The 25853-nt window shown below is 71.0% G+C and carries 20 protein-coding genes and 2 pseudogenes; 16 read left to right on the top strand and 6 right to left on the bottom strand.

Annotated features, from left to right (window positions below):
- Positions 1-239 precede the first annotated feature (239 nt).
- The 5 genes from AC2CHE_RS18600 (at position 240) to AC2CHE_RS18580 (ending at position 4515) form a co-directional block, all read left to right on the top strand.
- Entirely contained in the window at positions 240-989 is a 750-nt protein-coding gene (locus AC2CHE_RS18600) for a YebC/PmpR family DNA-binding transcriptional regulator (RefSeq protein WP_484506163.1), read from the top strand.
- 179 nt (positions 990-1168) lie between these two features.
- Positions 1169-1783, top strand: a complete 615-nt coding sequence (locus AC2CHE_RS18595) for a winged helix-turn-helix domain-containing protein (protein ID WP_484506162.1) — start codon at positions 1169-1171, stop codon at positions 1781-1783.
- Positions 1780-3051, top strand: coding sequence for an MFS transporter (locus AC2CHE_RS18590; protein ID WP_484506161.1), 1272 nt, complete (start codon positions 1780-1782; stop codon positions 3049-3051). The genes AC2CHE_RS18595 and AC2CHE_RS18590 overlap by 4 nt, the downstream gene beginning before the upstream one ends.
- Positions 3052-3257: 206 nt before the next feature.
- Positions 3258-3875 (top strand): hypothetical protein, encoded by a 618-nt coding sequence (locus AC2CHE_RS18585; RefSeq protein WP_484506160.1) that lies wholly within the window; start codon positions 3258-3260, stop codon positions 3873-3875.
- 16 nt (positions 3876-3891) lie between these two features.
- The gene (locus AC2CHE_RS18580; protein WP_484506159.1) at positions 3892-4515 is read left to right on the top strand and encodes a ribonuclease FAU-1 family protein; all 624 of its coding nucleotides are present in this window, start codon (positions 3892-3894) and stop codon (positions 4513-4515) included.
- 112 nt (positions 4516-4627) lie between these two features.
- Here the strand turns inward: AC2CHE_RS18580 and AC2CHE_RS18575 are convergent.
- The 4 genes and pseudogenes from AC2CHE_RS18575 to AC2CHE_RS18560 form a co-directional block, all read right to left on the bottom strand.
- A pseudogene (locus tag AC2CHE_RS18575) lies at positions 4628-5509 on the bottom strand (ABC transporter permease); the annotation flags it as partial.
- Positions 5487-5666: pseudogene (locus tag AC2CHE_RS18570) on the bottom strand (response regulator); the annotation flags it as partial. The pseudogenes AC2CHE_RS18570 and AC2CHE_RS18575, both read right to left, overlap by 23 nt.
- Before the next feature lie 120 nt (positions 5667-5786).
- Positions 5787-7727, bottom strand: a complete 1941-nt coding sequence (locus AC2CHE_RS18565) for a M48 family metallopeptidase (protein ID WP_484506158.1) — start codon at positions 7725-7727, stop codon at positions 5787-5789.
- A gap of 10 nt (positions 7728-7737) precedes the next feature.
- Complete coding sequence (locus AC2CHE_RS18560; RefSeq protein WP_281562018.1) at positions 7738-8334, bottom strand: LemA family protein; 597 nt, start codon at positions 8332-8334, stop codon at positions 7738-7740.
- A 334-nt stretch (positions 8335-8668) separates the two neighbouring features.
- Between AC2CHE_RS18560 and dnaE the strand changes: the two genes are divergently transcribed.
- From dnaE to AC2CHE_RS18535, 5 genes are all read left to right on the top strand, one after another.
- Complete coding sequence (gene dnaE, locus AC2CHE_RS18555; RefSeq protein WP_484506157.1) at positions 8669-12202, top strand: DNA polymerase III subunit alpha; 3534 nt, start codon at positions 8669-8671, stop codon at positions 12200-12202.
- A gap of 179 nt (positions 12203-12381) precedes the next feature.
- Positions 12382-13419: an aminotransferase class V-fold PLP-dependent enzyme gene (locus AC2CHE_RS18550; protein ID WP_484506156.1), complete on the top strand. Its 1038-nt coding sequence runs from the start codon at positions 12382-12384 to the stop codon at positions 13417-13419.
- Positions 13420-13821: 402 nt separating this feature from the next.
- The gene (locus AC2CHE_RS18545; protein ID WP_484506155.1) at positions 13822-14433 is read left to right on the top strand and encodes a transcriptional regulator; all 612 of its coding nucleotides are present in this window, start codon (positions 13822-13824) and stop codon (positions 14431-14433) included.
- A 136-nt stretch (positions 14434-14569) separates the two neighbouring features.
- Positions 14570-16150: a DHA2 family efflux MFS transporter permease subunit gene (locus tag AC2CHE_RS18540; protein WP_484506154.1), complete on the top strand. Its 1581-nt coding sequence runs from the start codon at positions 14570-14572 to the stop codon at positions 16148-16150.
- Positions 16151-16154: 4 nt separating this feature from the next.
- The gene (locus AC2CHE_RS18535) at positions 16155-16754 is read left to right on the top strand and encodes a TetR/AcrR family transcriptional regulator (RefSeq protein WP_484506153.1); all 600 of its coding nucleotides are present in this window, start codon (positions 16155-16157) and stop codon (positions 16752-16754) included.
- A gap of 39 nt (positions 16755-16793) precedes the next feature.
- Here AC2CHE_RS18535 and AC2CHE_RS18530 read toward each other — a convergent pair whose 3' ends face one another.
- Both AC2CHE_RS18530 and AC2CHE_RS18525 read right to left on the bottom strand, forming a co-directional pair.
- Positions 16794-18713 (bottom strand): helix-turn-helix domain-containing protein, encoded by a 1920-nt coding sequence (locus AC2CHE_RS18530; protein ID WP_484506152.1) that lies wholly within the window; start codon positions 18711-18713, stop codon positions 16794-16796.
- 17 nt (positions 18714-18730) lie between these two features.
- A complete protein-coding gene (locus AC2CHE_RS18525; protein WP_484506151.1) occupies positions 18731-19513 on the bottom strand; it encodes a 3-hydroxybutyrate dehydrogenase in 783 nt (260 codons plus the stop codon).
- Between the two features lie 256 nt (positions 19514-19769).
- On the opposite strand from AC2CHE_RS18525, the gene ruvC reads away from it, so the two are divergent.
- The 6 genes from ruvC to secF all read left to right on the top strand — a co-directional run bounded on the left by ruvC (position 19770) and on the right by secF (position 25810).
- Positions 19770-20297: a crossover junction endodeoxyribonuclease RuvC gene (ruvC, locus tag AC2CHE_RS18520; RefSeq protein ID WP_484506150.1), complete on the top strand. Its 528-nt coding sequence runs from the start codon at positions 19770-19772 to the stop codon at positions 20295-20297.
- Complete coding sequence (gene ruvA, locus AC2CHE_RS18515) at positions 20294-20896, top strand: Holliday junction branch migration protein RuvA (RefSeq protein ID WP_484506149.1); 603 nt, start codon at positions 20294-20296, stop codon at positions 20894-20896. Before ruvC ends, ruvA begins: the two co-directional genes overlap by 4 nt.
- The gene (gene ruvB / locus AC2CHE_RS18510; protein WP_484506148.1) at positions 20893-21957 is read left to right on the top strand and encodes a Holliday junction branch migration DNA helicase RuvB; all 1065 of its coding nucleotides are present in this window, start codon (positions 20893-20895) and stop codon (positions 21955-21957) included. The genes ruvA and ruvB overlap by 4 nt, the downstream gene beginning before the upstream one ends.
- Positions 21958-22095: 138 nt before the next feature.
- The gene (gene yajC / locus AC2CHE_RS18505) at positions 22096-22434 is read left to right on the top strand and encodes a preprotein translocase subunit YajC (RefSeq protein ID WP_484506147.1); all 339 of its coding nucleotides are present in this window, start codon (positions 22096-22098) and stop codon (positions 22432-22434) included.
- Between the two features lie 282 nt (positions 22435-22716).
- On the top strand, positions 22717-24615 hold the full coding sequence (gene secD, locus AC2CHE_RS18500) for a protein translocase subunit SecD (RefSeq protein WP_484506146.1): 1899 nt from the start codon (positions 22717-22719) through the stop codon (positions 24613-24615).
- 1 nt (position 24616) lies between these two features.
- Positions 24617-25810: a protein translocase subunit SecF gene (gene secF / locus AC2CHE_RS18495; protein ID WP_484506145.1), complete on the top strand. Its 1194-nt coding sequence runs from the start codon at positions 24617-24619 to the stop codon at positions 25808-25810.
- Positions 25811-25853: the final 43 nt, after the last annotated feature.

Genomic DNA, 25853 nt, shown 5'->3' with positions numbered 1-25853 from the left:
TTGTGGTTTGGTTGTGGGGGGGGGGGGGGGGGGGGGGGGGGGGGGGGGGGGGGGGGGGGGGGGGGGGGGCGCGCGCCCCCCCCCCCCCCCCCCCACGTCGGTAGGATTGTCGAGATTCGGCAGGGCCATCTGGCCGCCACTGCTTCCACCAGAGCTGACCGGCACCACCGTGTGCGCCGGTGCGGAGCGGGGCGCTCGGTGCGGTCGGTGCAGACGGCGGGTAGCAACGGAGGTAACAGATGTCCGGCCACTCAAAGTGGGCGACGACCAAGCACAAGAAGGCGGTCATCGACGCCAAGCGCGGCAAGATGTTCGCCAAGCTGATCAAGAACGTGGAGGTCGCGGCGCGTACCGGTGGCGGAGACCCGGCCGGCAACCCGACGCTCTTCGACGCGATCCAGAAGGCCAAGAAGAGCTCGGTCCCCAACGACAACATCGACCGGGCCGTCAAGCGCGGCTCCGGCCTGGAGGCCGGCGGCGCCGACTACCAGACGATCATGTACGAGGGGTACGGCCCGAACGGTGTCGCGCTGCTGATCGAGTGCCTGACCGACAACCGCAACCGGGCCGCCACCGAGGTACGCACCGCGCTGACCCGCAACGGCGGTTCGTTCGCCGACGCCGGCTCCGTGTCGTACATGTTCTCCCGCAAGGGCGTGGTGATCGTGCCCAAGGCCGGCACCACCGAGGACGACGTGATGCTGGCCGTCCTCGACGCGGGCGCCGAGGAGGTCAACGACCTGGACGAGGCGTTCGAGGTGGTCTCCGAGCCGACCGACCTGCTCGCGGTCCGGACCGCGTTGCAGGACGCCGGCATCGAGTACGAGTCGGCCGAGTCCTCCCTGATCCCCAGCGTCAACGTGCCGCTGGACGAGGAGGGCGCGCGCAAGATCTTCAAGCTGATCGACGTCCTGGAGGACAGCGACGACGTGCAGAACGTCTACGCCAACTTCGACGTCAGCGACGAGATCATGGCTGCGGTCGGCTGACCCCGCGTACGAGTCGAAGGCGCTGACCCCATCGGGTCGGCCCCTTCTTCATTCGCCGCCTTCAGTCGCTCCCCCGCCAGCGTGTCGAGCGCAGCAGATCGCTTGTCGCGATGGGGTTCGAGTGCGGAGTCTCCGCTAGGGGGTTGCTAGAGATGTCTTTCTAAAGCACTCTCTACTGTATGACTGACGAGGTACCTCGGCGCGCGCTCAAGGTCACCGACCCGCGTGCCCTGCGGGCGTACGCCCACCCATTGCGGATGCGCCTGATCGGGCTGCTGCGCGGCGAAGGGCCGATGACCGCGACCCAGGCGGCGGCCCGGCTCGACGACAACGTGCCGAACTGCTCGTTCCACCTGCGGCAACTCGCCAAGTACGGGTTCGCCGAACGAGTGCCCGGTGCGGACGGTCGGGAACGGCCCTGGCGGGCCGCCACGCCGTACACCTCCTGGGACGACGACTCCGACGACCCGGCCATGCGGTCCGCCGCCGACCAGATCAACAGCGTGATGGTCGATATCTACCTGCAACGGGCGCGAGACTATCTCGCGATCCGCGCCGACGAGCCGGCCGAGTGGCGGGCCGCCGCCGGCTTCGGCGACGCGCTGCTGCACGTCACCGCCGCGGAACTGCGCGAGGTCACGGAACAGATCGACGCGCTGCTGGCCCGGTACGACGAACGGCTCGCCGACCCGACGAAGCGCCCGCCCGGATCCCGCCCGGTGACATTCGTGCAGATGACGCTGCCGCGCGGAGCCGTACCCCCGGAAGAGCCGGCGGGCGGCGACGGGTCATGACCGGAACTCTCGTCCTGGCCGACCCGGCGCCGCCGCGCCGGCCGCGCATCCCACGGCTGCTGCGGCAGGCGGCCTTCCGTCGCTACTGGTCCGCGCAGACCGTCTCGCTCTTCGGCGACCAGATCACCGTGCTCGCTGTGCCGCTGCTGGCCGTGCTCGCCTTCGGCGCCGGACCCGCCGAGATGGGCTACCTGACCGCCGCCGCGCTGCTGCCGAACCTGTTTTTCTCCATGCCGGCCGGCGCCTGGGTGGACCGGTACCCCCGCCGCCGCCAAGTAATGATCGTCGCCGACGTGGGTCGGGCGGGCCTGTTGCTGACCGTGCCGCTGCTCTGGTGGGCGGACCTGCTGAACCTGCCGCTGCTCTGCGCCGTCACCTTTCTGATCGGCGTCCACTCGATGTTCTTCGAGGTAGCGCACGTCAGCCTGTTCGCCGCCCTGGTCCGGCGGTCGGACTACGTGGACGCCAACAGCCTGGTCAACGGCAGCAGGGCCATGGCCGACGTGGCCGGCCCGAGCATCGGTGGCGTGCTCGTGCAGGTGCTGACCGCCCCGGTCGCACTCCTCTCCGGGGTGATCACCTACCTGACCTCGGCAGTCTTCCTGGCCCGGATAACGATCACCGAGAGTCCCGTGGAGAGCGGACCCGGCCGAGGCATGGCCGCCGGCGTGCGGTACGTGGTCCGCTCGGCGATCCTCCGGGCGACACTGCTCGGCACCACCACGCTCAACCTGTTCAACTACATGTTCGCCGCGCTGTTCGTGCTGTACGTGACCACCGAGTTGGGTGTCTCCCCGGGACTGCTGGGCCTGCTCATCGGGGCCGGCTCGTTCGGTGGACTGCTCGGCGCGGCAGTCACCGGCCCGGTCAGTCGCCGGATCGGCATCGGCCCCGCGGTGCTCGTCGGCTTCGTCGCCTTCCCGGCCCCACTGATCCTGGTGCCGCTGGCCACCGGACCACAGCCGCTGGTGCTCGCGCTGCTGTTCGCCGCCGAGTTCGTCTCCGCCCTGGGCGTCATGGTCCTCGACATCGCCGTCGGGTCGGTGCAGATCGCGGCCACACCTGTGTCGATGCTCGCGGTGGTCTCCGGTTTCCGCCGCACCGTCAACTACGGCATCCGGCCGATCGGTGCCGTACTCGGCGGAACGCTCGGCGCCGCCATCGGGGTGCGGCCCGCCCTCTGGATCGCCAGCCTCGGCGCCCTGCTCGGGGTGCTCTGGATCGTCTTCTCCCCACTGCGCACCATGCGTACGCTGCCAGAGAGCTGAGGCCCGTGCTGCGTCTCGGTCGACGCCCGCCCGCCAGGTCAGAGGAAGAGGGAGACCGGAGGGAGGAAGCTGCCCTCGGTGGCCGCATCCCGTACGTCCATGATCGTGCTCCTCGTGTCCAGGCGGTCGGGCACGGCCAGGCGGCGGCACACGTCGCACAGGACCAGTCTGACCCCAGACGTACGGGGCAGCCGCGACTGCCCACTATGGATATGTTCGCCGCTGATTTTCGAGCCGATCGAAACGGGGCGAACACGAGCAGTGTCGACAAGCGGCAGGACGTACCGGAGAAGGTCGCCAGCCTGGCGGCGGAACGCGGGCTGGGCGCGCTCATCGAAAAGCGCAGCAGCGGCAACCCCATCAGCTCCGCCCTCACCATCGTCGCCGTCGGCGCGGTGGCGATCCTGGTGTCGGTCGCCCTCTTCGCGCTCGCGGCCTCCTGGCGACCGCTCGTCTGGGTGGCGATCCCGCCACTGGCGCTCGGGATCTGCGCTGTCGGCTGGTTCGTCGTCGTGTTGGTAAGGGGCTTCGAGGCCGGCTACCTCTACCCTGGCGGGATGGTGTACGTCCGCAACGGCAACGCCCGGGCAACCACCTGGGCCGAGGTGACCGAGGTGGAGGTCCAGGTCTTCGGCGGCGGCACCCTCTTCGCCGGCAAGACCGCGGCATACCTGGTGAAACCGACCGGCCAGGCGCCGATGCGGGTCAACTCGACAGACGTGGGGCTCAAGGCCGGCGAGCAGGATCAGGTCGGCACGCTGATCCTGCGGCTCGCCAGCGGGGCCGGGCGGCCGATCACCCAGCAGCTCATCGGCAGGAAGTAGAGAGGCACCTCCGCCCGTGACCACGGCTGGTCGGTTCGCACCGGGTGACGTGGTGGTGCGGCGGGAGATCCTGCTCGGTGAGGTGTGGTTCGGCTGCCCGACGATCTGCGTCGAAGATTCACCCGACCTGCTCGCGCTCTACCTGCCGACCGGCGCCGAGTTCGGTTTCCCCGACCGAAGTGAGTTTCCGTGCGGCCGGCACCCGTGGCAGCTCGCCGGGCACACCGCCTGGACCGGTCACGGCAAGCTGATGCTTCAGCGGCCCGGCGAGGCGCACTCGGTCGACGTGTTCTGGTCCGGTCCGGAGCGCACCTTCGCCGGCTGGTACTTCAACCTCCAGGACCCGTTCCGGCGTACGCCGATCGGGGTGGACACCCTCGACCACGAGCTGGACCTGTGGTGGGCGGCGGACGCCGACCGGTACGTCTTCAAGGACGTGGAGATGTTCGCCCAGCGGCTGGTGGAGGGCCGCTACCCGGGCATGGGCGAGACGATCCGCGCCGAGGGCGACCGGATCGCCGCCCTGCTCGACGCCGGCGAGCGCTGGTGGGACGAGTCCTGGAAGACCTGGCAACCCGACCCCACCTGGCCCACCCCCCACCTCCCCACCAACTGGGTCACCGTCCCACCCCACCGCTGACCGTCTGCACCCGCCCGGCCAGCAACTTCGGGGAAACTGCTGCATCGCGCCGCGTTGAGGCAGCAACTTCGGGGAAACTGCTGCCTGAGCGGCGGCGCGAAGGCGGCGACGCTCAGCCCAGCGTTTCGCGTTCGCGCCAGGCGGTGCGGATGGAGGTGCGGCCGTTGGTGCGCAGCAGGGAGCCCTCGTACACCCGGGCTCCGGCGAGCAGGAAGCCCAGCGCCGCGACCAGGAGCAGGGCCAGCGAGACGACCAGCTCCCACCCGGCGGCGTCCCCGGTGAACGACCGCAGCGGCATCGCCGTCGGTGCCGAGAACGGCAGGTAGGACAGCACCCGCATGGCGGTGACGTTGTCGTTGAGGAAGATCACCGCGAAGAACGGCAGCATCACCGCTAGCTGTACCGGCATCGACACACCACCGATGTCCTCCAGCCGGTTCACCAGCGCGCCGGCCGCCCCGGCTGGGCCATCGGCTGCGCCAGCCCGGAAACCCGCCCACATCGACGCGATAAGCACGAAGCCGAGCAGGAAGAACGGCACGAACCAGCCGATCGCCGGCCCGAGCAGCGACAACAGCCCGCCGTCGTCGCCGAACGCCAGGCCGGCCACCGCGACCACCGCCACCAGGCCGATCTGTCCGAGCGCCAGGATCGTACCGGCGAGCATCTTCCCGGCCAGCAGGGCGCGGACCGGCACCGCGGCGACGAGGATCTCCACGATCCGGGTCTGCTTCTCCGCGATGATGCTCTGCGCGATCTGCACCCCGAACGTCTGCGAGGTGGTGTGGAAGATGAAGGCGAACGCGAACGGCACCAGGGAAGGCCACCACCGGGTCCACCGCGTCCGGGTTCAGCAGCCGCACCGGGGTTCGGTGCTCAACGCGGAGACCACGTCGCCGGGGAGCGTCGTCCATGGCGAGCACGGCCGGCCCGCCCGGCCTGCCCGGCTCGCCCGGCCTGCCCGGCTCGCCCGGCCCGCCCGGCTCGTCGTCGGCGCTGATCCGCCGGGTGGCCTCCAGCCCGTCCACCCCGGGCATATCCACATCCATCAACACCACGTCCGGACGCAGCGCCCGGGTCAGGCCGACGGCCCGCTCCCCGTCTGCGGCCTCGCCGACCACCTCGATGTCGTCCTCGATCTCCAGAATCACCCGGAAACCGTGGGCCGAGGACGGTCGAGGCCGGGGCTGCGGGTTGAGGTCGGGGACGTCCGGAGGAGGGACAGCACATGAGCCAGGCAGCGGGGCAGCGGGCAGTGGGGAATCGGGCTGTCAGTCGGTGACGTGGCCGGCCATAGGTGGCAGCGGACAGTGCAGCAGACCGCAGATCGTCCGCAGCAACTCGATCTCGGGTACGGTCATCATTCCGTCGTGGCTGATCACCGCGACGGTGGCTGCCACCAGCCGTTCCTTGTCGGCCGGTCGCAACGCGTCGAGCACCGGCCAGGCGGTCTCCAGGGCGAGCACGCCGTTCTCGGGCGGCGCGTACGGCAGGGCGGTGCCGGGCAGCAGTGCGGCGACGCCGGCCTGGAAGGCCCGTTCCGCTTCGGGTCGGTCAGGGTGTCCGACCTGCGCGAGGATGGCCAGCAGGGTGGCCGCCGCAGACCGCGCGTCGGTGAGTTTGCGCCGGTCGGTGCGCCACCGGGAGTCCGGCCTCAGCGACTCCGCCAACTCGGCGAGCAACAGCCGGGACAGGCAGTACTCGGTCACGTTTATCGCGCCGTCGGCCTGGATCAACGTGAAAACGGCCGCCAGCAGCGACTCCACCTCGGGGCCGGGTCGATCGCGTAGCGCCGGGAAGGCCAGCTCGGCCAGCGGCAGCCGCAGCTCGGCGGGGAAATCGACCAGGTCGTCCGCCGCGCGCAGCGCATCGTCGGCCAGTTCCTGGCCATGCCGCTGGGCCACTGCGGCGTACTGGTGCTGCCGGGCCGCCGGCTCGGCGCTGAGCAGCAGGCCGAGCAGCAGCGGTACGGCCGCCTGCCGATCGCGGGCCCGGTCGAGCAACGGATCCGGGATCCGATCGAGGATCGCCGCGGCGTGGGTGTAGGAGGTCGCGGTAGGGGCGGCGACCTGGGTGAGCACGTCGTCCGGTGCGACGCGTACCCGCTCGCCGCGTTTCGGTGGCTCGGGCTGAGCCGGTGGCGTCCGCCCCGGCGCCAGACCCATGGCGATGTCCTCCTGGCGGCCCGAGGGCGGTGCCGCCGCCCACTGCCGCGACAACTGTTGCAACTGGGCCGGGTCGAACGACGGCTCCAGGGCCTTGATCCGGTCGACCAGCGGGGGATGGGTGGCGAACCAGGACGTCCGGGCGGCCTCGCCGAAGAGCATGTGCCCCACCTCGTCGCGCTTCGGCGACTTCAGTTCGGACCCGTCGCTCAGACCCCCGATCTTCTTCAGCGCTCCGGCGATGCCCTGGGTCTGCCGGGTGTACTGCACGGCCGAGGCGTCGGCCAGATACTCCCGCTGCCGGGAAACCGACGCCTGGATGAGCCGCCCGGCGAGCACCCCGACGTAACCGGCCACCAGCAGGGCCAGGCCCACCAGCGCCAGCGGTGCGGCGCTGCCGCCGCTGTTGTTGCCGCGCGAGCGGCCGCCGCCGATGACCCCGGCACGGGCCAGCCCGCGGCCGATCACGGTCAGGAAGAGGATGCCGAACAGCAGGCCCATCAACCGGATGTTGAGCCGCATGTCGCCGTTGACGACGTGGCTGAACTCGTGGGCGATCACCCCTTGGAGTTCGTCGCGGTTGAGTCGCTGCAACGCGCCCCGGGTGACGGCGACGGCGGCGTCGGACGGGGTCCACCCGGCGGCGAAGGCGTTGATCGCCGTCTCCTCCGGCAGCACGTAGACCTCGGGCACGGGTACGCCGGAGGCCAGCGCCATCTCCTCGACGACGTTGCGCAGCCGGCGCAGCTCGGGATCGGTGGTGTTCGCCGGCACCGGCACCCCGCCCAGCTCGCGGGCCACCTTCCCGCCGCCGCCGCGCAACGCGAGCGTACGGACCAGGGCGGCCAGCCCGATCGCCGCGAGGGTGGCGACGGTGACCATGGCGACGAACCCGGCGAGCTGACCGGGATCGGCGGCGGTGGCATTGAAGGCGAACAACGCCGCGAGGTTCACCACCACCACGATCCCGACCACGGCCAGCAGGAACAGCAGCACCAGCCGGGTCGACAGCCGGCGCACCCGGCGCTGCCGTTCGAAGAAGTTCATCGCGGCCCGATCAGAACGAGACCTGCGGCGCCTGGCGCTGCTGCGGGTCGTCCGGCTGGAACAGCTCCGCCGGGCCGAACGAGAACATCCCCGCCACCATGCTGGACGGGAACACCTCGCGCTTGTTGTTGTAGGCCATCACCGCGTCGTTGTACGCCTGCCGGGCGAACGCGACCCGGTTCTCCGTGGAGGTCAGCTCCTCCGACAGTTGCATCATGTTCTGGTTGGCCTTCAGGTCCGGGTACGCCTCGGAGAGCGCGAACAGCCGACCCAGAGTGGCGGTGAGCGCGTTCTCCGCGCCGCTGAGCTGCTGCATCGCCGCCGGGTCGCCGGGGGCCGCGGCGGCGGTGGCCTGCGCGTTGACGGCGGCGTTGCGAGCGTTGATCACCGCTTCGAGGGTTTCCCGCTCGTGCTTGAGGTAGCCCTTGGCGGTCTCGACCAGGTTGGGGATCAGGTCGTGTCGCCGGACGAGCTGCACGTCGATCTGGGCGAAGGCGTTGCGGTACGCGTTGCGGGCCCGGACCAGCCCGTTGTAGATCGACACGCCGAAGCCGAGCACCGCCACGACGATCAACACTAGGCACACCAGTCCGATGATCAGTTCCACGGCCGCTCCCTCGGTATGTGTCGGTTCTTCCGCTGATCATCGTACGTTCGTCGGTCCAGGTCCGCTCCTGCTCCGCGCGCGGATCGACGGGCCTTGAAGCACGCTGTCGACGACGTACCGGAGGGCGATCGCGACGCTCACCACGACGCTGCTCCGGGCGACCGGGTCGAGGCCGCCGTGGCGCCGCCAGGCGAAGCGGTCGACGTCCTCCGGGTCGAGCGGCGCGCGCCGCACGGGTCGCCGAGCGCCGCGCGTGGCGCGCTGAAACGGCCGGCGACGGCGGGGTTAGGGTTAGCGCCGACCGACTCGATCAGCTGACCCGGGGGGCCTCCGCATGGGCGATTCGTTCGCGCATCTGCACGTGCACACGGAATACTCGATGCTTGACGGGGCGGCCCGGCTCAAGGATCTGTTCGCCGAGGTCAAGCGGCAGGGGATGCCGGCGGTGGCGATGACCGACCACGGCAACATGCACGGCGCGAACGACTTCTACAAGCAGGCGATGGCCGCCGGGGTGACCCCGATCCTGGGCATCGAGGCGTACGTGGCACCGGAGTCGCGGTTCCACAAGCAGCGGGTGCGGTGGGGCCGGCCGGAGCAGAAGAGCGACGACGTTTCCGGTAGCGGCGGGTACACCCACAAGACCATCTGGGCGCGGAACAAGACCGGCCTGCACAACCTGTTCGCGTTGACCTCGCGGTCGTACACCGAGGGCTACTTCGTGAAGTGGCCCCGGATGGACGTCGAACTGCTGGCCGAGTACGCCGACGGACTGATGGCCACCACCGGCTGCCCGTCCGGCGAGGTGCAGACCCGGCTGCGGCTCGGCCACGACGCGCAGGCCCTCGAAGCCGCCGCGAAGTACCAGGAGATCTTCGGCAGGGAGAACTACTTCCTGGAACTGATGGACCACGGTCTGGACATCGAGAAGCGGGTCCGCGACGGGCTGTTGGAGATCGGCCGCAAGCTGAACATCCCGCCGGTGGTCACCAACGACTCGCACTACACCCACGAGGCGCAGTCCGAGGCGCACGACGTGCTGCTCTGCGTACAGACCGGCAGCAACGTGGCCGACCCGAACCGGTTCAAGTTCGGCGGCAGCGGCTACTACATCAAGTCGGCCGACGAGATGCGCGGGGTGGACCACTCCGACCCGTGGCTGGAAGGTTGCCGCAACACGCTGCTGGTTGCGGAGCGGGTCGACCCGACCGGCATGTTCGAGTTCCACAACCTGATGCCGCGGTTCCCGGTGCCCGAGGGGGAGACCGAGGAGTCCTGGTTCCGTAAGGAGACCTTCGCCGGGCTGGCCCGCCGGTACCCGGAGGGCATCCCGCAGGGGCACGTCGTGCAGGCCGAGTACGAGTTGGGTGTCATCATCCAGATGGGCTTCCCGTCGTACTTCCTCGTGGTGGCCGACTTCATCCAGTGGGCCAAGGCGCAGGGCATCGCCGTCGGCCCCGGCCGTGGCTCCGCGGCCGGTTCCCTGGTCGCGTACGCCCTGGGCATCACCGACCTGGACCCGATCCCGCACGGGCTGATCTTCGAGCGTTTCCTCAACCCCGAGCGGGTCTCCATGCCGGATGTCGACATCGACTTCGACGAGCGTCGGCGTGGTGAGGTGATCAAGTACGTCACCGACAAGTGGGGTGAGGACAAGGTGGCCCAGATCGCCACCTTCGGCACCATCAAGGCGAAGGCCGCGATCAAGGACTCGGCCCGGGTGCTCGGCTACCCGTATGCGGTCGGCGACCGGATCACCAAGGCGATGCCACCGGCGGTGATGGGCAAGGACATCCCGCTGACCGGCATCTTCGACCCGAAGCACCCGCGGTACGCCGAGGCCGGCGAGATCCGTGGCCTGTACGAGTCCGACCCCGACGTCCGCAAGGTGATCGACACCGCCAAGGGCATCGAGGGGCTGATCCGGCAGACCGGGGTGCACGCCGCCGGTGTGATCATGTCCGCCGAGCCGATCATCGAGCACATCCCGCTGATGCGCCGGGACGCCGACGGGGCGATCATCACCCAGTTCGACTACCCGACGTGCGAGTCGCTCGGGTTGTTGAAGATGGACTTCCTCGGCCTGCGCAACCTCACCATCATCGACGACGCGCTGAAGAACATCGAGCTCAACCACGGACTAAACGTCGACCTGCTCAAGCTGCCGTTGAACGACAAGCCGACGTACGAGCTGCTGGCCCGGGGCGACACCCTCGGGGTGTTCCAGCTCGACGGTGGGCCGATGCGGTCGCTGCTGCGGCTGATGAAGCCGGACAACTTCGAGGACATCTCCGCCGTCCTGGCGCTCTACCGACCCGGCCCGATGGGCGCCAACTCGCACACGAACTACGCGCTCCGCAAGAACGGGCTCCAGGAGATCACCCCGATCCATCCTGAGCTGGCCGAGCCGCTGGAGGAGATCCTCGGCCCGACCCACGGCCTGATCGTCTACCAGGAGCAGGTGCAGCGCGCCGCCCAGGTCCTCGCCGGGTACAGCCTGGGCAAGGCCGACCTGCTGCGCCGGGCGATGGGCAAGAAGAAGAAGGAGGTCCTCGACAAGGAGTTCATCCCGTTCCGGGACGGGATGAAGAGCAACGGCTACTCCGACGAGGCCATCAAGACCCTGTGGGACATCCTCGTCCCGTTCGCCGACTACGCCTTCAACAAGGCGCACACCGCCGGCTACGGGCTGGTGTCGTACTGGACCGGCTACCTGAAGGCCAACTACCCGGCCGAGTACATGGCGGCGCTGTTGACCTCCGTCGGTGACGACAAGGACAAGATGGCCATGTACCTGTCGGAGTGCCGGCGGATGGGCATCCAGGTGCTGCCGCCGGACGTGAACACCTCGGCCGGCCCGTTCACCCCGGTCGGCCGGGAGATCCGCTTCGGCCTCGGCGCGATCCGCAACGTCGGCGCGAACGTGGTCGCCGCGATCATGCGCTGTCGCGAGGAGAAGGGCGACTACGCCGACTTCTACGACTTCCTGTCCAAGGTGGACGCGGTGGTCTGCAACAAGAAGACCATCGAATCTCTGATCAAGGCGGGGGCGTTCGACTCGCTGAAGCACCCCCGCAAGGCCCTGCTCGCCGTGCACGCCGACGCCATCGACGCGTACGCCGACGTCAAGCGCAAGGAGGCCGTCGGGCAGTACGACCTGTTCGGCGCGGGCTTCGGCGACGCCGAGGTGGCGACGAACACCACGGTCATGCCGGTCATCGCCGAGGGGGAGTGGGACAAGCGCGACAAGCTCGCCTTCGAGCGCGAGATGCTCGGCCTGTACGTCTCCGACCATCCCCTGTTCGGCCTGGAGCACATTCTCGGCGCGGCGGCGGACACCACCATCGCGGCGCTCTCTGAGGAAGGCACCGTGCCCGACGGCGCGGTGGTCACCCTCGCCGGCATCCTCTCCGGAGTGCAGCGGCGGGTAACCAAGCAGGGACGGGCGTGGGCCTCGGCCACCCTGGAGGACCTGGCCGGTGGCGTGGAGACGCTTTTCTTCCCGAACACCTACGAGGTGATCGGGCAGTACATCGCCGAGGACGCGATCGTGGTGGTCAAGGGGCGGGTCGACCGGCGCGACGACACCCCGCGCATCATGGCGATGGACATGTCCCTGCCGGACGTCAGCACCAGCGCGGCGAACAAGCCGGTAACCCTCACCATTCCGGTGACCCGCTGCACCCCGCCGCTGGTGGAACGCCTCAAGGAGACCCTGGTGCTGCACCCCGGTGACGCCGAGGTGCACGTCAAACTCCTCAACGGCACCCGCACCACCACCCTGCGCCTGAGCCCGGTCCGGGTGGCCGCCACCACCGCCCTGATGGCCGACCTGAAAAGCGTCCTGGGCCCCGCCAACGTCACCTGACCCGTACTCACCCACCCAACTCGCCCTGTTGATCATGAGGTTGGCGGTTGATCCATAGATCGAAAATGCCGCCAACCTCATGATCGACGTGATGGGTGGGTACGTGATGGGTGGGTGGGTGGGCCACTGGGGTGGGATTGGCGCTTCGGGGTGGGGCGGCGGGGGGTTAGCGTCGGGGTGTGGATCTGGAGCAGGCGCAGAAGCTGTGGCAACCGCAGCCGGGCTGGCTGAACACCGCCAGCTACGGGTTGCCGCCCGACCCGGCCTGGGACGCGTTGCAGGACGCGCTGGCCGCTTGGCGGGCGGGGCGGGGCGCCTGGGAGGACTGGGGCGCCGCCACCGACAGGTGCCGGACGGCGTTCGCCTCCCTGGTCGCGGTGCCGGTGGCGGATGTCGCGGTCGGTGCCACCGTCTCCCAGTTGCTGGCGCCGGTCGCCGCCGCGCTGCCCGCCGGTGCCCGGGTGCTGGTGCCCGAGGTCGAGTTCACCTCCAACCTGTTTCCCTGGCTCGTCCAGGCCGAACGGGGCGTCGAGGTGCGCACCGTCCCGCTGGACGAGTTGGCCGCCGCCGTCGACGCTGACACCTATCTGGTGGCGTTCAGCCTGGTGCAGTCCGCCGACGGCATGATCGCCGCGTACGACGAGATCGTCGCGGCGGCCCGGACCCACGGTGCGCTCGTCGCGGTGGACGCCACCCAGGCGTGCGGTTGGCTGCCGTTCGACGCGGCCCGCGCGGACGTCGTGGTGACCGGCGGATACAAGTGGCTGATGGCGCCCCGGGGCACCGCGTTCGCCTACCTGGCGCCCGGGCTGCGGGACCGGCTGCGACCCGACGCCGCCGGTTGGTACGCGGGTCGCGATCCGCACGCCTCCTACTACGGGCCGCCGCTGCGGCTGGCCGACGACGCCCGCCGGTTCGACCTCTCGCCGGCCTGGTTCAGCTGGGTGGGTGCCGCTCCGGCGCTGGAACTGCTGCTGGAGATCGGCGTCGAGCAGGTGCGGGCGTACGACGTGGCGTTGGCCAACCGGTTCCTCACCGGTCTGGGGCAGCCGACCGGGCACAGCGCGATCGTCACCGTCGAGGTGCCCGGCGCGCAGGAGAAGTTGGAACGCGCCGGGGTACGCGCGGCGGTGCGGGCCGGTCGGGTCCGGGCCTCGTTCCACCTCTACTCCACCACCGAGGACGTCGACCTGGCCCTCGACGCGCTCACCTCCTGATCGCGCCGTCCGACGCCGCACCGGATGGCTCGCCGGTGTGCGGCCGGCGCTCGCCGCCCGCCCTCATCACCTGACCGGTGAGGGCGGGCGGCGCTGTCCCCGGCCCGGGTTGCCGGCCTACCGCCACCCCGGCCCGGGGGAGGTGCGGAAGCTGTCCGCGGCGGCGCCGCCCTCGGTCTTGTCGTCGTGGTTGACCCGGGTGATGGTGACCGACAGGATCTAGACGTCGTCGGCCAGCCTTCCCTCGGCGTTGGACTTGATGCTCGCCGAGAAGGGCTTGAGGCCGACGTTCTGGATTGATCATGAACTTGGCGGTCCGGGTCAAGGCCGTGGCAAGCGCATCCGTGGCGGGCCGTGCTGACGAATCCCCCGGTGGAGACCTGTCCACTGGGAGGAAGTCTGGTGTCTGGGGTTCTGGTACCCGCCGAGGTCGGGCAGATCGCGGTCAAGCGCCTCACGGCCGCCGCCGAGGAACTCGACGTCAACCTGGTCGCCGCGCTGGTGGTCGAGTTGGCCGAGGTGTGGGGAGTGGTGCGGCTGTGGGACGACGTCTGCGTGCCGGTGCTCGCCGCGCTGAGCGGACGGACCGCCGTCGGGATCGCCGTCGGGCACGCCCTGTCCGAAGGCGTCCGGGTCGGTCTGGACGTGTTCCGCCGTGAGCCGGGCGTCGGTTCGCCCACCGACGGTGTGTTGCTGGCCGGGGCGGAACAGGAGGAACACGGTCTCGGACTGCACGCGCTGGCCGCCGCGTTGCGGGAACGTGGCCGGGGCTGCCTGCTGGTCGGGCCGGCGCTGCCGTGGGCGGCGTTGGCCAGCGCCGTCGTCCGGGCCCGGCCGCACACCGTCGCGGTCTGGTCCCAGTCGCCGGTGACCGGCCGGTCGTACCGCATCGGGCGGTTCGCCCGGGATTTTCCGGCGGTCCGGGTGTACGGCGCCGGTCCGGGCTGGGTCGAGCCGCTCGCCCCGCCCGTGACGCGTCTCGACTCTCTCTCCGCCGCCCTCCGGGTGCTGTAGTCGGGGCGGGCGCACGTGCGGTCGCCGTCCGCGCTTATCGTGACGTGGGTCATACCGATACGGTTCCGTACCGTATCGTAAATGTCCTACGCTCGAAGTCGACGCGGACGGGACCGAATCGAAGTCGGGGGCGGGAATGCAGCCGAACGAGCAGAACACCGGACATCCGAGGAGGTGGGCGATCCTCGGGGTGCTGGTGATCAGCCTGCTCGTGGTCGTCCTCGACAACACCATCCTCAACGTCGCGCTACGCACGCTCGCCGATCCGGTGCACGGGCTCGGGGCGAGCCAGGGCGAGCTGGAGTGGTCGATCAACTCATACACCCTGGTCTTCGCCGGGCTGCTGTTCACCTTCGGCGTGTTGGGGGACCGGGCCGGCCGCCGCCGGATGCTGCTGATCGGGCTCGTGCTCTTCGGCCTGGCCTCACTGCTGTCGGCGTACGCGCAGACGCCCGGCCAATTGATCGCGGCCCGGGCGCTGATGGGGTTCGGCGGCGCAGCGATCATGCCGGCGACGTTGTCGATCATCTCCAACGTCTTCGATCCCCGGGAACGAGGACGCGCCATCGGCATCTGGGCCGGCGCGGTCGGTCTGGCGGTGGCCATCGGGCCGGTCCTCGGCGGGTTGTTGCTGGAGCACTACTGGTGGGGTTCGGTCTTCCTGATCAACGTGCCGGTGGTGGCGCTCGGCGTCACCCTGGTCGCGTTGCTGGTGCCTGAGTCGCGCGACCCCGAACCGGGCCGCATCGACGCGGTCGGTGTGCTGCTCTCCGTGGTCGGTCTGGTCGCCCTCACCTACGGCATCATCGACGGCGGCGAGCACGGCTTCGATCGCCCCCTGGTCTGGGCCTCGATCCTCGGCGGCGTCGCGGTGCTGGCCTGGTTCGTCCGGCACGAGCGAGGCAGCAGCCACCCGGCGCTGGACGTCCGACTGTTCCGGGTGCCCCGGTTCGCCGCCCCGGTGGCGATGATCGGCCTGGTCTTCTTCGCCGCGATGGGCGTGATGTTCTTCAGCTCGTTCTACCTGCAACTGGTGCGCGGCTACAGCCCGCTGGAGACCGGCCTGCTCTTCCTGCCCTTCGCGGTCGCCCAACTCTTCTTCGCACCACGCAGCGCCACCATGGTCCGCCGGTACGGCAGCCGGGCGGTGTCGGTGGTGGGGCTGGTGTTGACCTCGGTGGCGTTGGGCGGGTTCGCCTTCGTCGACGCCGCCACACCCATCTGGCTGGTGCTGGTCGCCTTCTTCCTGCAGGGCGTCGGGATGGCCAACATCATGCCGCCGGCCACCGAATCGATCATGTCGGCGCTGCCCCGGGAGAAGGCCGGCGTGGGCTCCGCGATCAGCAACACCATCCGGCAGGTGGCCGCCGCGCTGGGCGTCGCGGTGATCGGCTCGGTGCTGGCCGCCGGCTACCGCCACGGGATCGAACCGGCCCTGGTGGACCTGCCACCGGCAGCCGGCGAAGCAGCCGGCGAGTCCATCGCCGGCGCGTACGCCGCAGCGGGTCAGCTCGGTCCGGCGGGCCCGCAACTGGTCGAGGCGGCCAACGACTCCTTCGTCTCGGCGATGCATCTTTCGGCCACCCTGGCCGCGCTGGTCGCCGCGGCCGGCATCCTGGTGGCCCTGCGCTTCATGCCCGGCCGGGCCACCACCGGCGGGCCGGCGACGATCGGCGGACCCGGGTTGGCCGCTGCCACATCCGGGCAGGGACAATGAGGGGATGACCAGCACGGCGGACGCTGCACGACCACCCGGCCGACCACGCAGCGTCCGCGCGGACGAGGCGATCATCGAGGCCACCCTGGATCTGCTCGCCGAGGGCAGCATCGTCGAGACGATCTCGGTCGAGGCGATCGCCGCGCGGGCCGGGGTGGGCAAGGCCACCATCTACCGCCGCTGGCCGGGTAAGGACGCGCTGCTGCGCGACGCGTTGCGTCGGCTCAAGGGCGATCCGCCGCAGCCGTCCGGGGAGTCCGTCCGCGAAGACCTGATCACGCTGGTGACCGCGATCGGCCACAACGTCGACCCGCGCGCGGCGCAGATCATGCCCGGTCTGGCGCCGGTGATGAAACGCAGCCCCGAGCGGTACGCGTTCTACCAGAGCATCGTGGAGCCCCGCCGGGCGGCGATGCGGGAGGTGCTGCGCCGTGGCGTCCGCGAGGGCGAGCTGCGCACCGACATCGACATCGAGGTGACGATGGCGATGCTCACCGGGCCGATGCTCATCCAGCGGGTGCTGAACTGGAACCCGGACCTCGACGCGGCGAACCTGCCGGAGAGGGTCGTCGACGGCGTCCTGGCCGGTATCCGCGCTCGCTGACCCGTGCTGCCGACACATCGCACGGTGTCCGGCGGTCGCTCAGCCGGCCGGCGTACGCAACCGGTGCAGGCGCAGGGCCAACTGCACCTCCAGGGCCCGGTCCGGCCGCTGCCAGTCGGCGCCGAGCAACTGCCCGACCCGCTCCAGCCGCTGGGTCACCGTGTTGACGTGCACGTGCAACTGCTCGGCGGCCCGGGCCAGGCTGCCACCCACCCCGAAGTACGCCTCCAGGGTCCGCACCAACGCGGTGCCGCGCCGGGCGTCGTATTCGATCACCGGGCCGATCGTCGCGGTGAGGAACCGGCTCACGTCGGCCTCGCCGCTGTCGTCGACGGCACCCAGCAGCAGCCCGACGAATCCCAGCTCGGCGCTGCTCGCCCCCTGCCCGGCCCGGCCCAGCGCGCCCAGCGCGGTCAGGCAGCGGTCCGCCTCCCGGAACGCGGCGGCCAGCGACGCCGGGCCGGTCGACGGGCCGCTCGCTCCCGCGGTCACCGGTCGACCGGTGGTCCGGGACAGGTCCCGGGCCACCGCGCGGGCGCTGCTCCCGGCGTCCTGACCGGGCAACATCAGCGCCACCCTGCCGTCGCGCGCCGCGGCCAACCCGCTCCGGGTCGAGGCGTACGTGGTGGCCCAGGAGAGCACCCGCTGCCGGGCGGAGCCGGTCGCCGCGATGGCATCGTCGCCGACGGCCACCAGCACGTGCGGGGCGTCGAGATCCACGCCCAGCCGACGCGCCCGGCTGCGCAGCGCGTCGGTGTCGCGCAGCGGCCGGGCGATCAGGTCGTCGAGCAACTCGCCCCGGACCCGTCCCTCCGCATCGGCGACGGTACGCCGGAACAGCAGTAGCAGGGCGGTCACCAGCGCCGCACGCTCCAGGATCCGCTGGTCGGCGTCGGCCGGTTCCCCCTCGGGACGCAGCACCAGTACGCCCAGGTTCTCCGCGCCGGCCACCACGGCGGCGTACCACAGCGTGCCGCGGCGTACGCTGCGTCCCTCCGTCCGCGACGCCGCTACCGCCTCCACGATCTCCGCCCGGTCCGGCTCGTCGATCTCACCGACCTGGGCCAGCCGCCGTCCCTCGGCGTCCAGCGCCAACAGCGCGCCGCCGAGCACGTCGGTGACGGCTGCGGCCACGTCCTCCACCCCGCCGCCGCGCAACACCAGCGCGGTCATCCGGTCGTGCGCCGCGGCGGCCCGCTCCACGGAACTGCTGTGCGCCCGGATGGTGGTGTTCGCCGAGGACAGTTCCTCCAACGCCGCGCGGGTCTCGGCCAGCAGCCGCGCGGTGTCGATCGCCACCGCGGCGTGGGCCGCCAGGGAGAGCAGCAGCGCCACCTCCTCGCGGGCGAACGGCCGGGCCGAGCGGTTGGCCGCGTAGAGCACGCCGATGCTTGTCGAGCCGAGTCGCAGCGGCACCCCGAGGATGGCGACCAGCCCTTCCTCACCCACCCCGGCGTCGATCTCGCGGGTGTGGTGGAACCGCTCGTCCTCCGGGTAGTTCGCGGTCACGTACGGGGCGCCGGACTGGGCCACCAGGCCACCGAGCCCGGCGCCCATGGGCAGCCGCAGCCGCTGGAACCGGGCGGAGACCGAGCCGTCGGTCACCCGCATGTAGGTGTCGCCGCGCTCGGCGTCGTCGAGCGTCATGTAGGCGACGTCCGCGCCGAGCAGGTGCCGGGCCCGGTGCACGATCGCCCGCAGCACCTCGTCCAGGTCGCGTAGCCCGGCCAGGTCGCTCACCGTGTCGTACAGGCCGGACAGCTCGCCCTCCCGGCGGCGGCGGCGCTCCAGCAGCGCCCGCACGCGCAGCGCCACCGTCTTGGCCTGTTCCAACTCGGCGAGGCGCTCGGCGGGCAGCCCGGCCGAGCGGGCGGCGACCAGCGGTCCCTCGAACTCGACCGCGGCCGCCTCCCGGGCGAGCAGTTCCAGGAACTCCACCGGCGACGACATGACGGACATTCTGCGGGTGGCCGGCGTCAGTTCGCCGTCCAACCCCCGTCGAGCGCGATCGAGGCGCCGGTGAGGAAGCCCGCCGGCGGCGAGCAGAGGTACGCCAGCAGTTCCGCCACCTCCTCCGGCTCGATCAGCCGCTTGACCGCCGCACGGGCCAACATGATCTTCTCGATGACCTCGGACTCGGGGATGCCGTGGGCGGTCGACTGGTCGGCGATCTGGCTCTCCACCAGCGCGGTACGCACGTACGCCGGGTTGATGCAGTTGGCGGTCACCCCGTGCGCCGCGCCCTCCAGCGCCACCACCTTCGACAGCCCTTCCAGGGCGTGCTTGGCGGAGACGTAGGCGGCCTTGTACGGCGAGGCGCGCAGCCCGTGCACCGAGGAGATGTTCACGATCCGACCCCAACCGCGGGCGTACATGTGCGGCAGCGCCCGCCGGATCAGCAGGAACGGCGCCTCCACCATCACCCGCTGGATGTACTCGAACCGCTCGACGGGAAAATCCTGGAGCGGCGCGACATGTTGCAGCCCGGCGTTGTTGACCACGATGTCGACGTCGGCGTACAGCGCGTCCACCGCCGCCGGATCGGCGAGGTCCACCCCCTCTGCCCGGCCCCCGGCCTCGCCGGCCACCTGCTTGGCCGCCTCGACGTTGCGGTCCACCACCACGACCGTGGCACCGGCCGCCGCCAGCCGCAGGGCACAGGCCCGGCCGATGCCACCGCCCCCGCCCGTCACGAGGGCGGTACGACCGGCCAGGTCGACGTTCACGACGTGGGGGACCGCCACGGGTTCTGCCGTCATGGCGCATGAAGTTACGAGCTGTGTGGTCGGGCGCACATGGGATGGCGGCACATACTGGCCCCGTGCTGTGTGGTTGTCCGCTACATCCCGGCCGCACCCGCCACGGCGGGCGCGTCCGCGCGGCACATCGTGACCGCCTCGCCGCGACGGCGTGTCCGGCGGCGCGCGGTGGCGGGCGTGTCCGGCGGCACGCCGGGTCGGCGGCATCGGTAGGGTGTCGAACACACGTACTGGCTGACGGTGGGAGGGAGACGGCGTGCGGGTGCTCGGCGTCGACCCGGGGCTGACCCGGTGCGGTGTCGGCGTGGTCGAGGGGGTGCCCGGACGATCCTGCACGCTCATCGCCTACTACGTCGTCTACACCGACCCGGCCGACGAACTGCCCACCCGCCTGTTGCATCTGGACCGTGCGCTTACCGAGTTGGTCGCCGAGCACCGACCGGACAGCGTGGCCGTCGAGCGGGTGTTCAGCCAGCACAACGTGCGTACGGTGATGGGCACCGCCCAGGCCAGCGGGATCGCGGTGCTGGCCGGGGCGCGTGCCGGGCTGCCGGTGCAGACGTACACCCCGAGCGAGGTGAAGGCGGCGGTGACCGGTTCCGGCCAGGCGGACAAGGCCCAGATGACCGCGATGGTCACCCGGCTGCTGCGGCTGCCCGAGCCACCCCGGCCGGCGGATGCCGCGGACGCCCTCGCGCTGGCCATCTGCCACGTGTGGCGTGGCGGCACCCGCTCGAAACTGGCCGCCGCGGCGGACCGGGTCAGACGAGGAGGAGCGAGATGATCGCCAGTGTGCGCGGCGTGGTGACCGCCGTCGGCCCGGACCAGGCGGTGATCGAGGTCGGCGGGGTCGGACTGGCCGTGCAGTGCGCTCCCGGCACGCTCGCCGACCTTCGGGCCGGCCAGCCGGCCCGGCTGGCCACCAGCCTGGTCGTCCGGGAGGACTCACTCACCCTCTACGGTTTCGCCGACGACGACGCCAAGGCACTGTTCGAGCTGTTGCAGACCGCCAGCGGGGTCGGCCCGCGGCTGGCTCAGGCGGTGCTCGCGGTGCACACCCCCGACGCGGTACGCAAGGCCGTCGCCAACGCCGACACGGCGGCGCTGACCCGGGTGCCGGGCATCGGCAAGAAGGGCGCCGAGCGACTGGTGCTGGAGCTGCGCGACCGGATCGGCCCGGTGCCGGTGGGTGCCGACGGCGCGGCCGGGGTGACCGGCGGCAGCTGGCCGGATCAGGTCCGCCAGGCGTTGATCGGGCTCGGTTGGACGGCCGGCCAGGCCGACCAGGCGGTCGCCGCCGTCGCCGAGAGCGTCGACGGTCCCACCCCGCCGGTGCCGGTGCTGTTGAAGCAGGCCATCCGGCTGCTGGGTCGGACCCGATGAGCAGCGAGAACCTGGTCTCGGCGTACGTCAACGACGCGGAGCTGGACGCGGAGGTAAGCGTCCGACCGAAGCGCCTCGCCGAGTTCATCGCCCAGGACCGCGTTCGCGACCAGCTCGACCTGCTGCTTCAGGGCGCCATGCGGCGCGGCTCGCCGCCCGACCACATCCTGCTCTCGGGCCCGCCGGGCCTGGGCAAGACCAGCCTCGCCAACATCGTGGCCGCCGAGCTGGGTACCGGCATCCGGGTGACCAGCGGGCCGGCGATCGAACGCTCCGGTGACCTGGCGGCGATCCTGACCAGCCTGGCCGAGGGGGACGTGCTCTTCATCGACGAGATCCACCGGATCGCCCGGCCGGCGGAGGAACTGCTCTACAGCGCGATGGAGGACTTCCGGGTCGACGTGGTCGTGGGCAAGGGGCCGGGGGCCACCGCCATCCCGCTCGACGTGGAGCCGTTCACGCTGGTCGGCGCGACCACCCGGTCCGGTCTGCTCACCGGCCCGATGCGGGACCGGTTCGGCTTCGTGGCGCACCTGGATTTCTACTCGCCGGCCGACCTGGAGACGCTGCTGCACCGCTCGGCGCGCATCCTCGGGGTGCCGATCACCGAGGACGGGGCGGCGGAGATCGCCGGCCGGTCCCGGGGCACGCCCCGGATCGCCAACCGACTGCTGCGCCGGGTGCGGGACTTCGCCGAGGTGCGCGCCGACGGTGTGGTCACCGTCGCGACCGCCCGGGCGGCCCTGATCGTGTACGACGTGGACGCCCTCGGGCTGGACCGGCTCGACCGAGCGGTGCTGACCGCGCTGGTGGATTCGTTCCGGGGTGGTCCGGTCGGCCTGTCCACCCTGGCCGTGGCGGTGGGGGAGCAGCCGGACACGGTCGAGGAGGTCTGTGAGCCGTTCCTGGTGCGGGCCGGGCTGCTGGCGCGTACGCCCCGAGGCCGGGTGGCCACCGAGGCCGCCTGGCACCATCTGGGCCGTACGCCGCCGAATGGTACATTTGCGGCAGAAGCTCCTCCCGCGCCGGATCTGTTCTCGCTGGACGTCGGCGAGCCGTGATCTGTTCGTGATCTCTGCCGCGTTCGGCGTTCCCAGACAGAGCGACTAGACTCGCCGCGGTCTGTACAGGACGTGAGAATCCGCCTCCGGTGCGGCGCCGACGCGCCGGTCCGGCGGCCAATGGGAAGGTCGACAACCGTGCACTACGCAGCAGAAGGCGGCGGAGCGGGAGGCTTCACGCCGATCCTCATGATCGCTCTGCTCTTCGGCGTCATGTACTTCATGATGATCCGTCCGCAGCAGAAGCGCCGCCGCGAGGCCGAATCGATGCAGGCCAACCTCTCCGTGGGCGACGAGGTGGTCACCATCGGCGGGCTCTACGGCGCGGTCACCGGTGTCGAGGACGACAGCGTGCTGCTGGAGGTCGCTCCCGGAGTGCAGACCCGCTACGCCCGGCCGGCGATCGCCCGGGTGGTCACCCCGGCGGAGCGCCCGGTCGAGTCGCCCGTCGAGGAATCCGACTCCGTCAAGGACTGACGCCGAGTCCCATCCGGGTCGCCGGTCTCCCGGCGATTCGGACGGGAAGTGCCCACGCGTGTCCCCGGGTGGGTGCCATCCTCGAATTGCGCATTGAGACAATTGGATAGAAGGCCGACGTCGGGCGCCGGCGCGCCGACTCGTACCCGGTCCACGCTCCGCGTCGACCCCCGAGACGGCGGTGCCCGCCTGAGCGCCGTCGGAAGGCAGACCGTCGGCCGGGGGACCGGCCGACCCGCCGCCGCGCCCGCGGCGGCGTGACCACAGGGAGACAGGACAGCCGTGGCACCACCTCAGGGACAGATGCGCCCGGGACGGCAGTTGGCCGTGCTCGGGGCCATCTTCGTCGTCCTCTATCTTTTGGTGTTCTTCTCGGGCGGCGCCAGCGGTGGCTGGAAGGACCGGCTCGAACCCCGCCTCGGTCTTGACCTGGTCGGCGGCACACGGCTCACGCTGGAGGCCACCAACACCCTCGACGGCCGCGCCCCCACGGCGGAGAACCTGGAGCGGGCCCGCCAGATCATCGAGAGCCGGGTCAACGCGTACGGCGTGGCCGAGGCCGAGGTGGTCACCGAGGGCGACCGCAACATCGTCGTCTCCCTGCCCGGCGAGAACCGCGAGCTCAACGAGGTCGGCAGCGCCGCCGAGCTGCGGTTCCGGAAGGTCCTGAAGATCGCCGACGGCAGCGGGTCGATCCCGTCGCCGGCACCGAGCGAGAGCCCTTCGGCGACCCCGTCCGGCTCCGCGAGCCCCGAGGCCACCCCCTCGGGCTCCGCGAGCCCCGCGCCCGACGCCGAGGCCACCTCGTCGCCGGACGCCGGTGGCCAGGGCGGTGGCGCGCCGACGCCGACCCCGTCGGCGACCCAGACCCCGACCCCGACCCCGTCGCCGACCGCGACCGAAGAGGTGCCGCAGAGCATCGAGGAACAGCGCCGCGCCGTCGAGCAGAAGGTCGGTGCCGAGGCGTGGGCCGCCGCCAGCGGGTTGCAGGCGCCGGCCGACCTGAGCGCCGACCCCTCGCTGGCCGACAAGCTCAAGCCGTTCGGTGAGCTGAGCGGCCGTGAGGTCGCGGTGCTGCCGGGGCAGATGCAGTTCAACGTGCCGACGATCAGCTGCGCCCAGCTCGACGACCGGCCCCCGGCGTCCATCTCCGACCCGGAGCAGCAGGTCGTCGCCTGCGAGGGCGGGTACGCAAAGAACCTGCTGGACGTGGCCAAGGTGCTCGGCACCGACGTCTCCGACGCCAACGCGGTGCGCGACCAGACCAGCCAGTGGGTGGTCAGCCTGAACTTCACCGGCTCGGGCCAGGACAAGTGGACCGCGCTGACCCGCGAGGCGTTCAACAACGAGGGCCAGGCGTGTGACGCGTCCGCGCTCGGTGACGAGGGCAAGTGCCGGGTCGCCGTGGTGCTGGACAACCAGATCATCTCGTCGCCGCAGATCCAGGGCGTGCTCACCGGCAACTCCCAGATCACCGGCAACTTCAGCAACGCCGAGGCCAGCGAGCTGGCCGGCTACCTCAGCTACGGAGCCCTGCCGGTCACCTTCGAGGCGCAGGAGCAGCAGAACGTCACCGCCACCCTGGGCGCCAGCCACCTGCGGGCCGGTCTGCTCGCGGCCGGCATCGGCATGCTGCTGGTCATCATCTACTCGTTCTTCTACTACCGCCTGCTCGGCTCGGTGATCTTCCTGAGCCTGATCCTGTCGGCGCTGCTGCTCTTCGGCGCGTTGGTGGTGCTCGGCCGGCAGATCGGCTTCACGCTCACCCTCGCCGGCATCGCCGGCATCATCGTCTCGCTCGGTGTGGCGGCGGACTCGTTCGTCATCTACTTCGAACGGCTCAAGGACGAGATCCGGGAGGGGCGCAGCCCGCGCAGCGCGGTACCCCGGGCCTGGGTCCGGGCCCGCCGGACGATCATCTCCGCCAACGCGATCACGATCATGTCGGCGCTGGTGCTCTACATCGTCTCGGTCGGCACGGTGAAGGGCTTCGCCTTCGCCCTCGGCCTGGCCACGGTGCTGGACCTGCTGGTGGTCTTCCTCTTCCGGCATCCGATCATGACGATGTTCGCCCGTACCAAGGCGTTCCTGTCCCCACGGGTCAGCGGCCTGGGCCGGGCACTGCCGGCCCGGTCGGAGCCGGCCCCGTCGTCCCGCAACCAGCGCGTCAAGGAGGCCTGAGATGGCTGAGACTGGTCTGGCGGCCCGCCTCTACCGAGGTGAGGCCGGCCTCAACATCGTCGGCCGGCGCAAGATGTGGTTCACCATCGCCAGCGTGCTGGTGGTGATCGCGCTCGGCAGTGTCATCTTCCGGGGCTTCAGCCTGGGCATCGAGTTCGCCGGCGGCAACTCCTTCCAGGTGCCGACCAGCGTCGGCGCCCTGGAGCAGGTGGAGGACCGGGCGGGTGAGGTGCTGGCCACCGCGGGCGAGGGTGGCCGGGTGGTGACCACCCAGCAGGTCGGCGGGGGTGGCGGCGAGTTCTACGAGCTGCGTACCACCGAGCTCGACGCGGAGCAGGCCGAGGCGGTCCGGACCGAGTTGGGTCAGGTGTTCGACATCGACCCGGCGGAGATCGCCAGCAACCGGGTCAGCGAGGCGTGGGGCAGCCAGGTGACCAACCGGGCCCTGCTCGGTCTGGTTGTCTTCCTGGCGCTGGTGACGGTCTACCTGGTCCTGCGGTTCGAGTGGCAGATGGCGGTCGGGGCGATCTTCGCCCTGGTGATGAACCTGGTCCTCACCGCCGGCCTCTACTCGATCGTCGGGTTCGAGGTCACCCCGTCGACGATCATCGGATTCCTCACCATCCTGGGCTTCGCCCTGTACGACGTGGTGGTGGTCTTCGACAAGGTGCAGGAGAACACCAGAGGCGTCACCGCGAACAACAACCAGACGTACGGCGAAGCGGCCAACCTGGCCGTGAACCAGAGCCTGATGCGGTCGATCAACACCTCGGTGGTCGCTCTGCTCCCGGTCGGCGGCATCCTGTTCATCGGTGCCGGCCTGCTCGGCGCGGGCACCCTGAAGGACCTCGGTCTGGTGCTCTTCGTCGGTATGGCGATGGCCTTCCTCACCTCGATCACGCTGGCCACCCCGCTGCTGGTGGTGCTGAAGAACCGCGACCCGCGGATCCAGGCGCACAACAAGCGGGTGCTGGCCCGGCGGTCCACGGTCGGCCGGGGCGAGACCCCCGTCAAGGCGGGCGGCGCGCCGCGCCCGGTCGAGCGGGACGAGGAGCCGGTCACCGCGGAGACCGGCGCCCTCGCCGGTGCCGCCGCGCCGAAGGTGGGCGCCCGGCCGGCGGGCAAGCGTTCCGGTGGTGCCCGGGGCGGGCGTCCCGGTGGCGGCAACCGTCCGGGCGGCGCAAAGCGACGCTGAGGACGCCCGGGGCGACCCGGTAGAGACTGGTACCGGCGGCGTC

Source organism: Micromonospora sp. ATLC16 (genome assembly GCF_057196645.1).
Note: the sequence above shows the minus strand (reverse complement) of the source record. Positions and strands in the feature narration are given on the sequence as shown.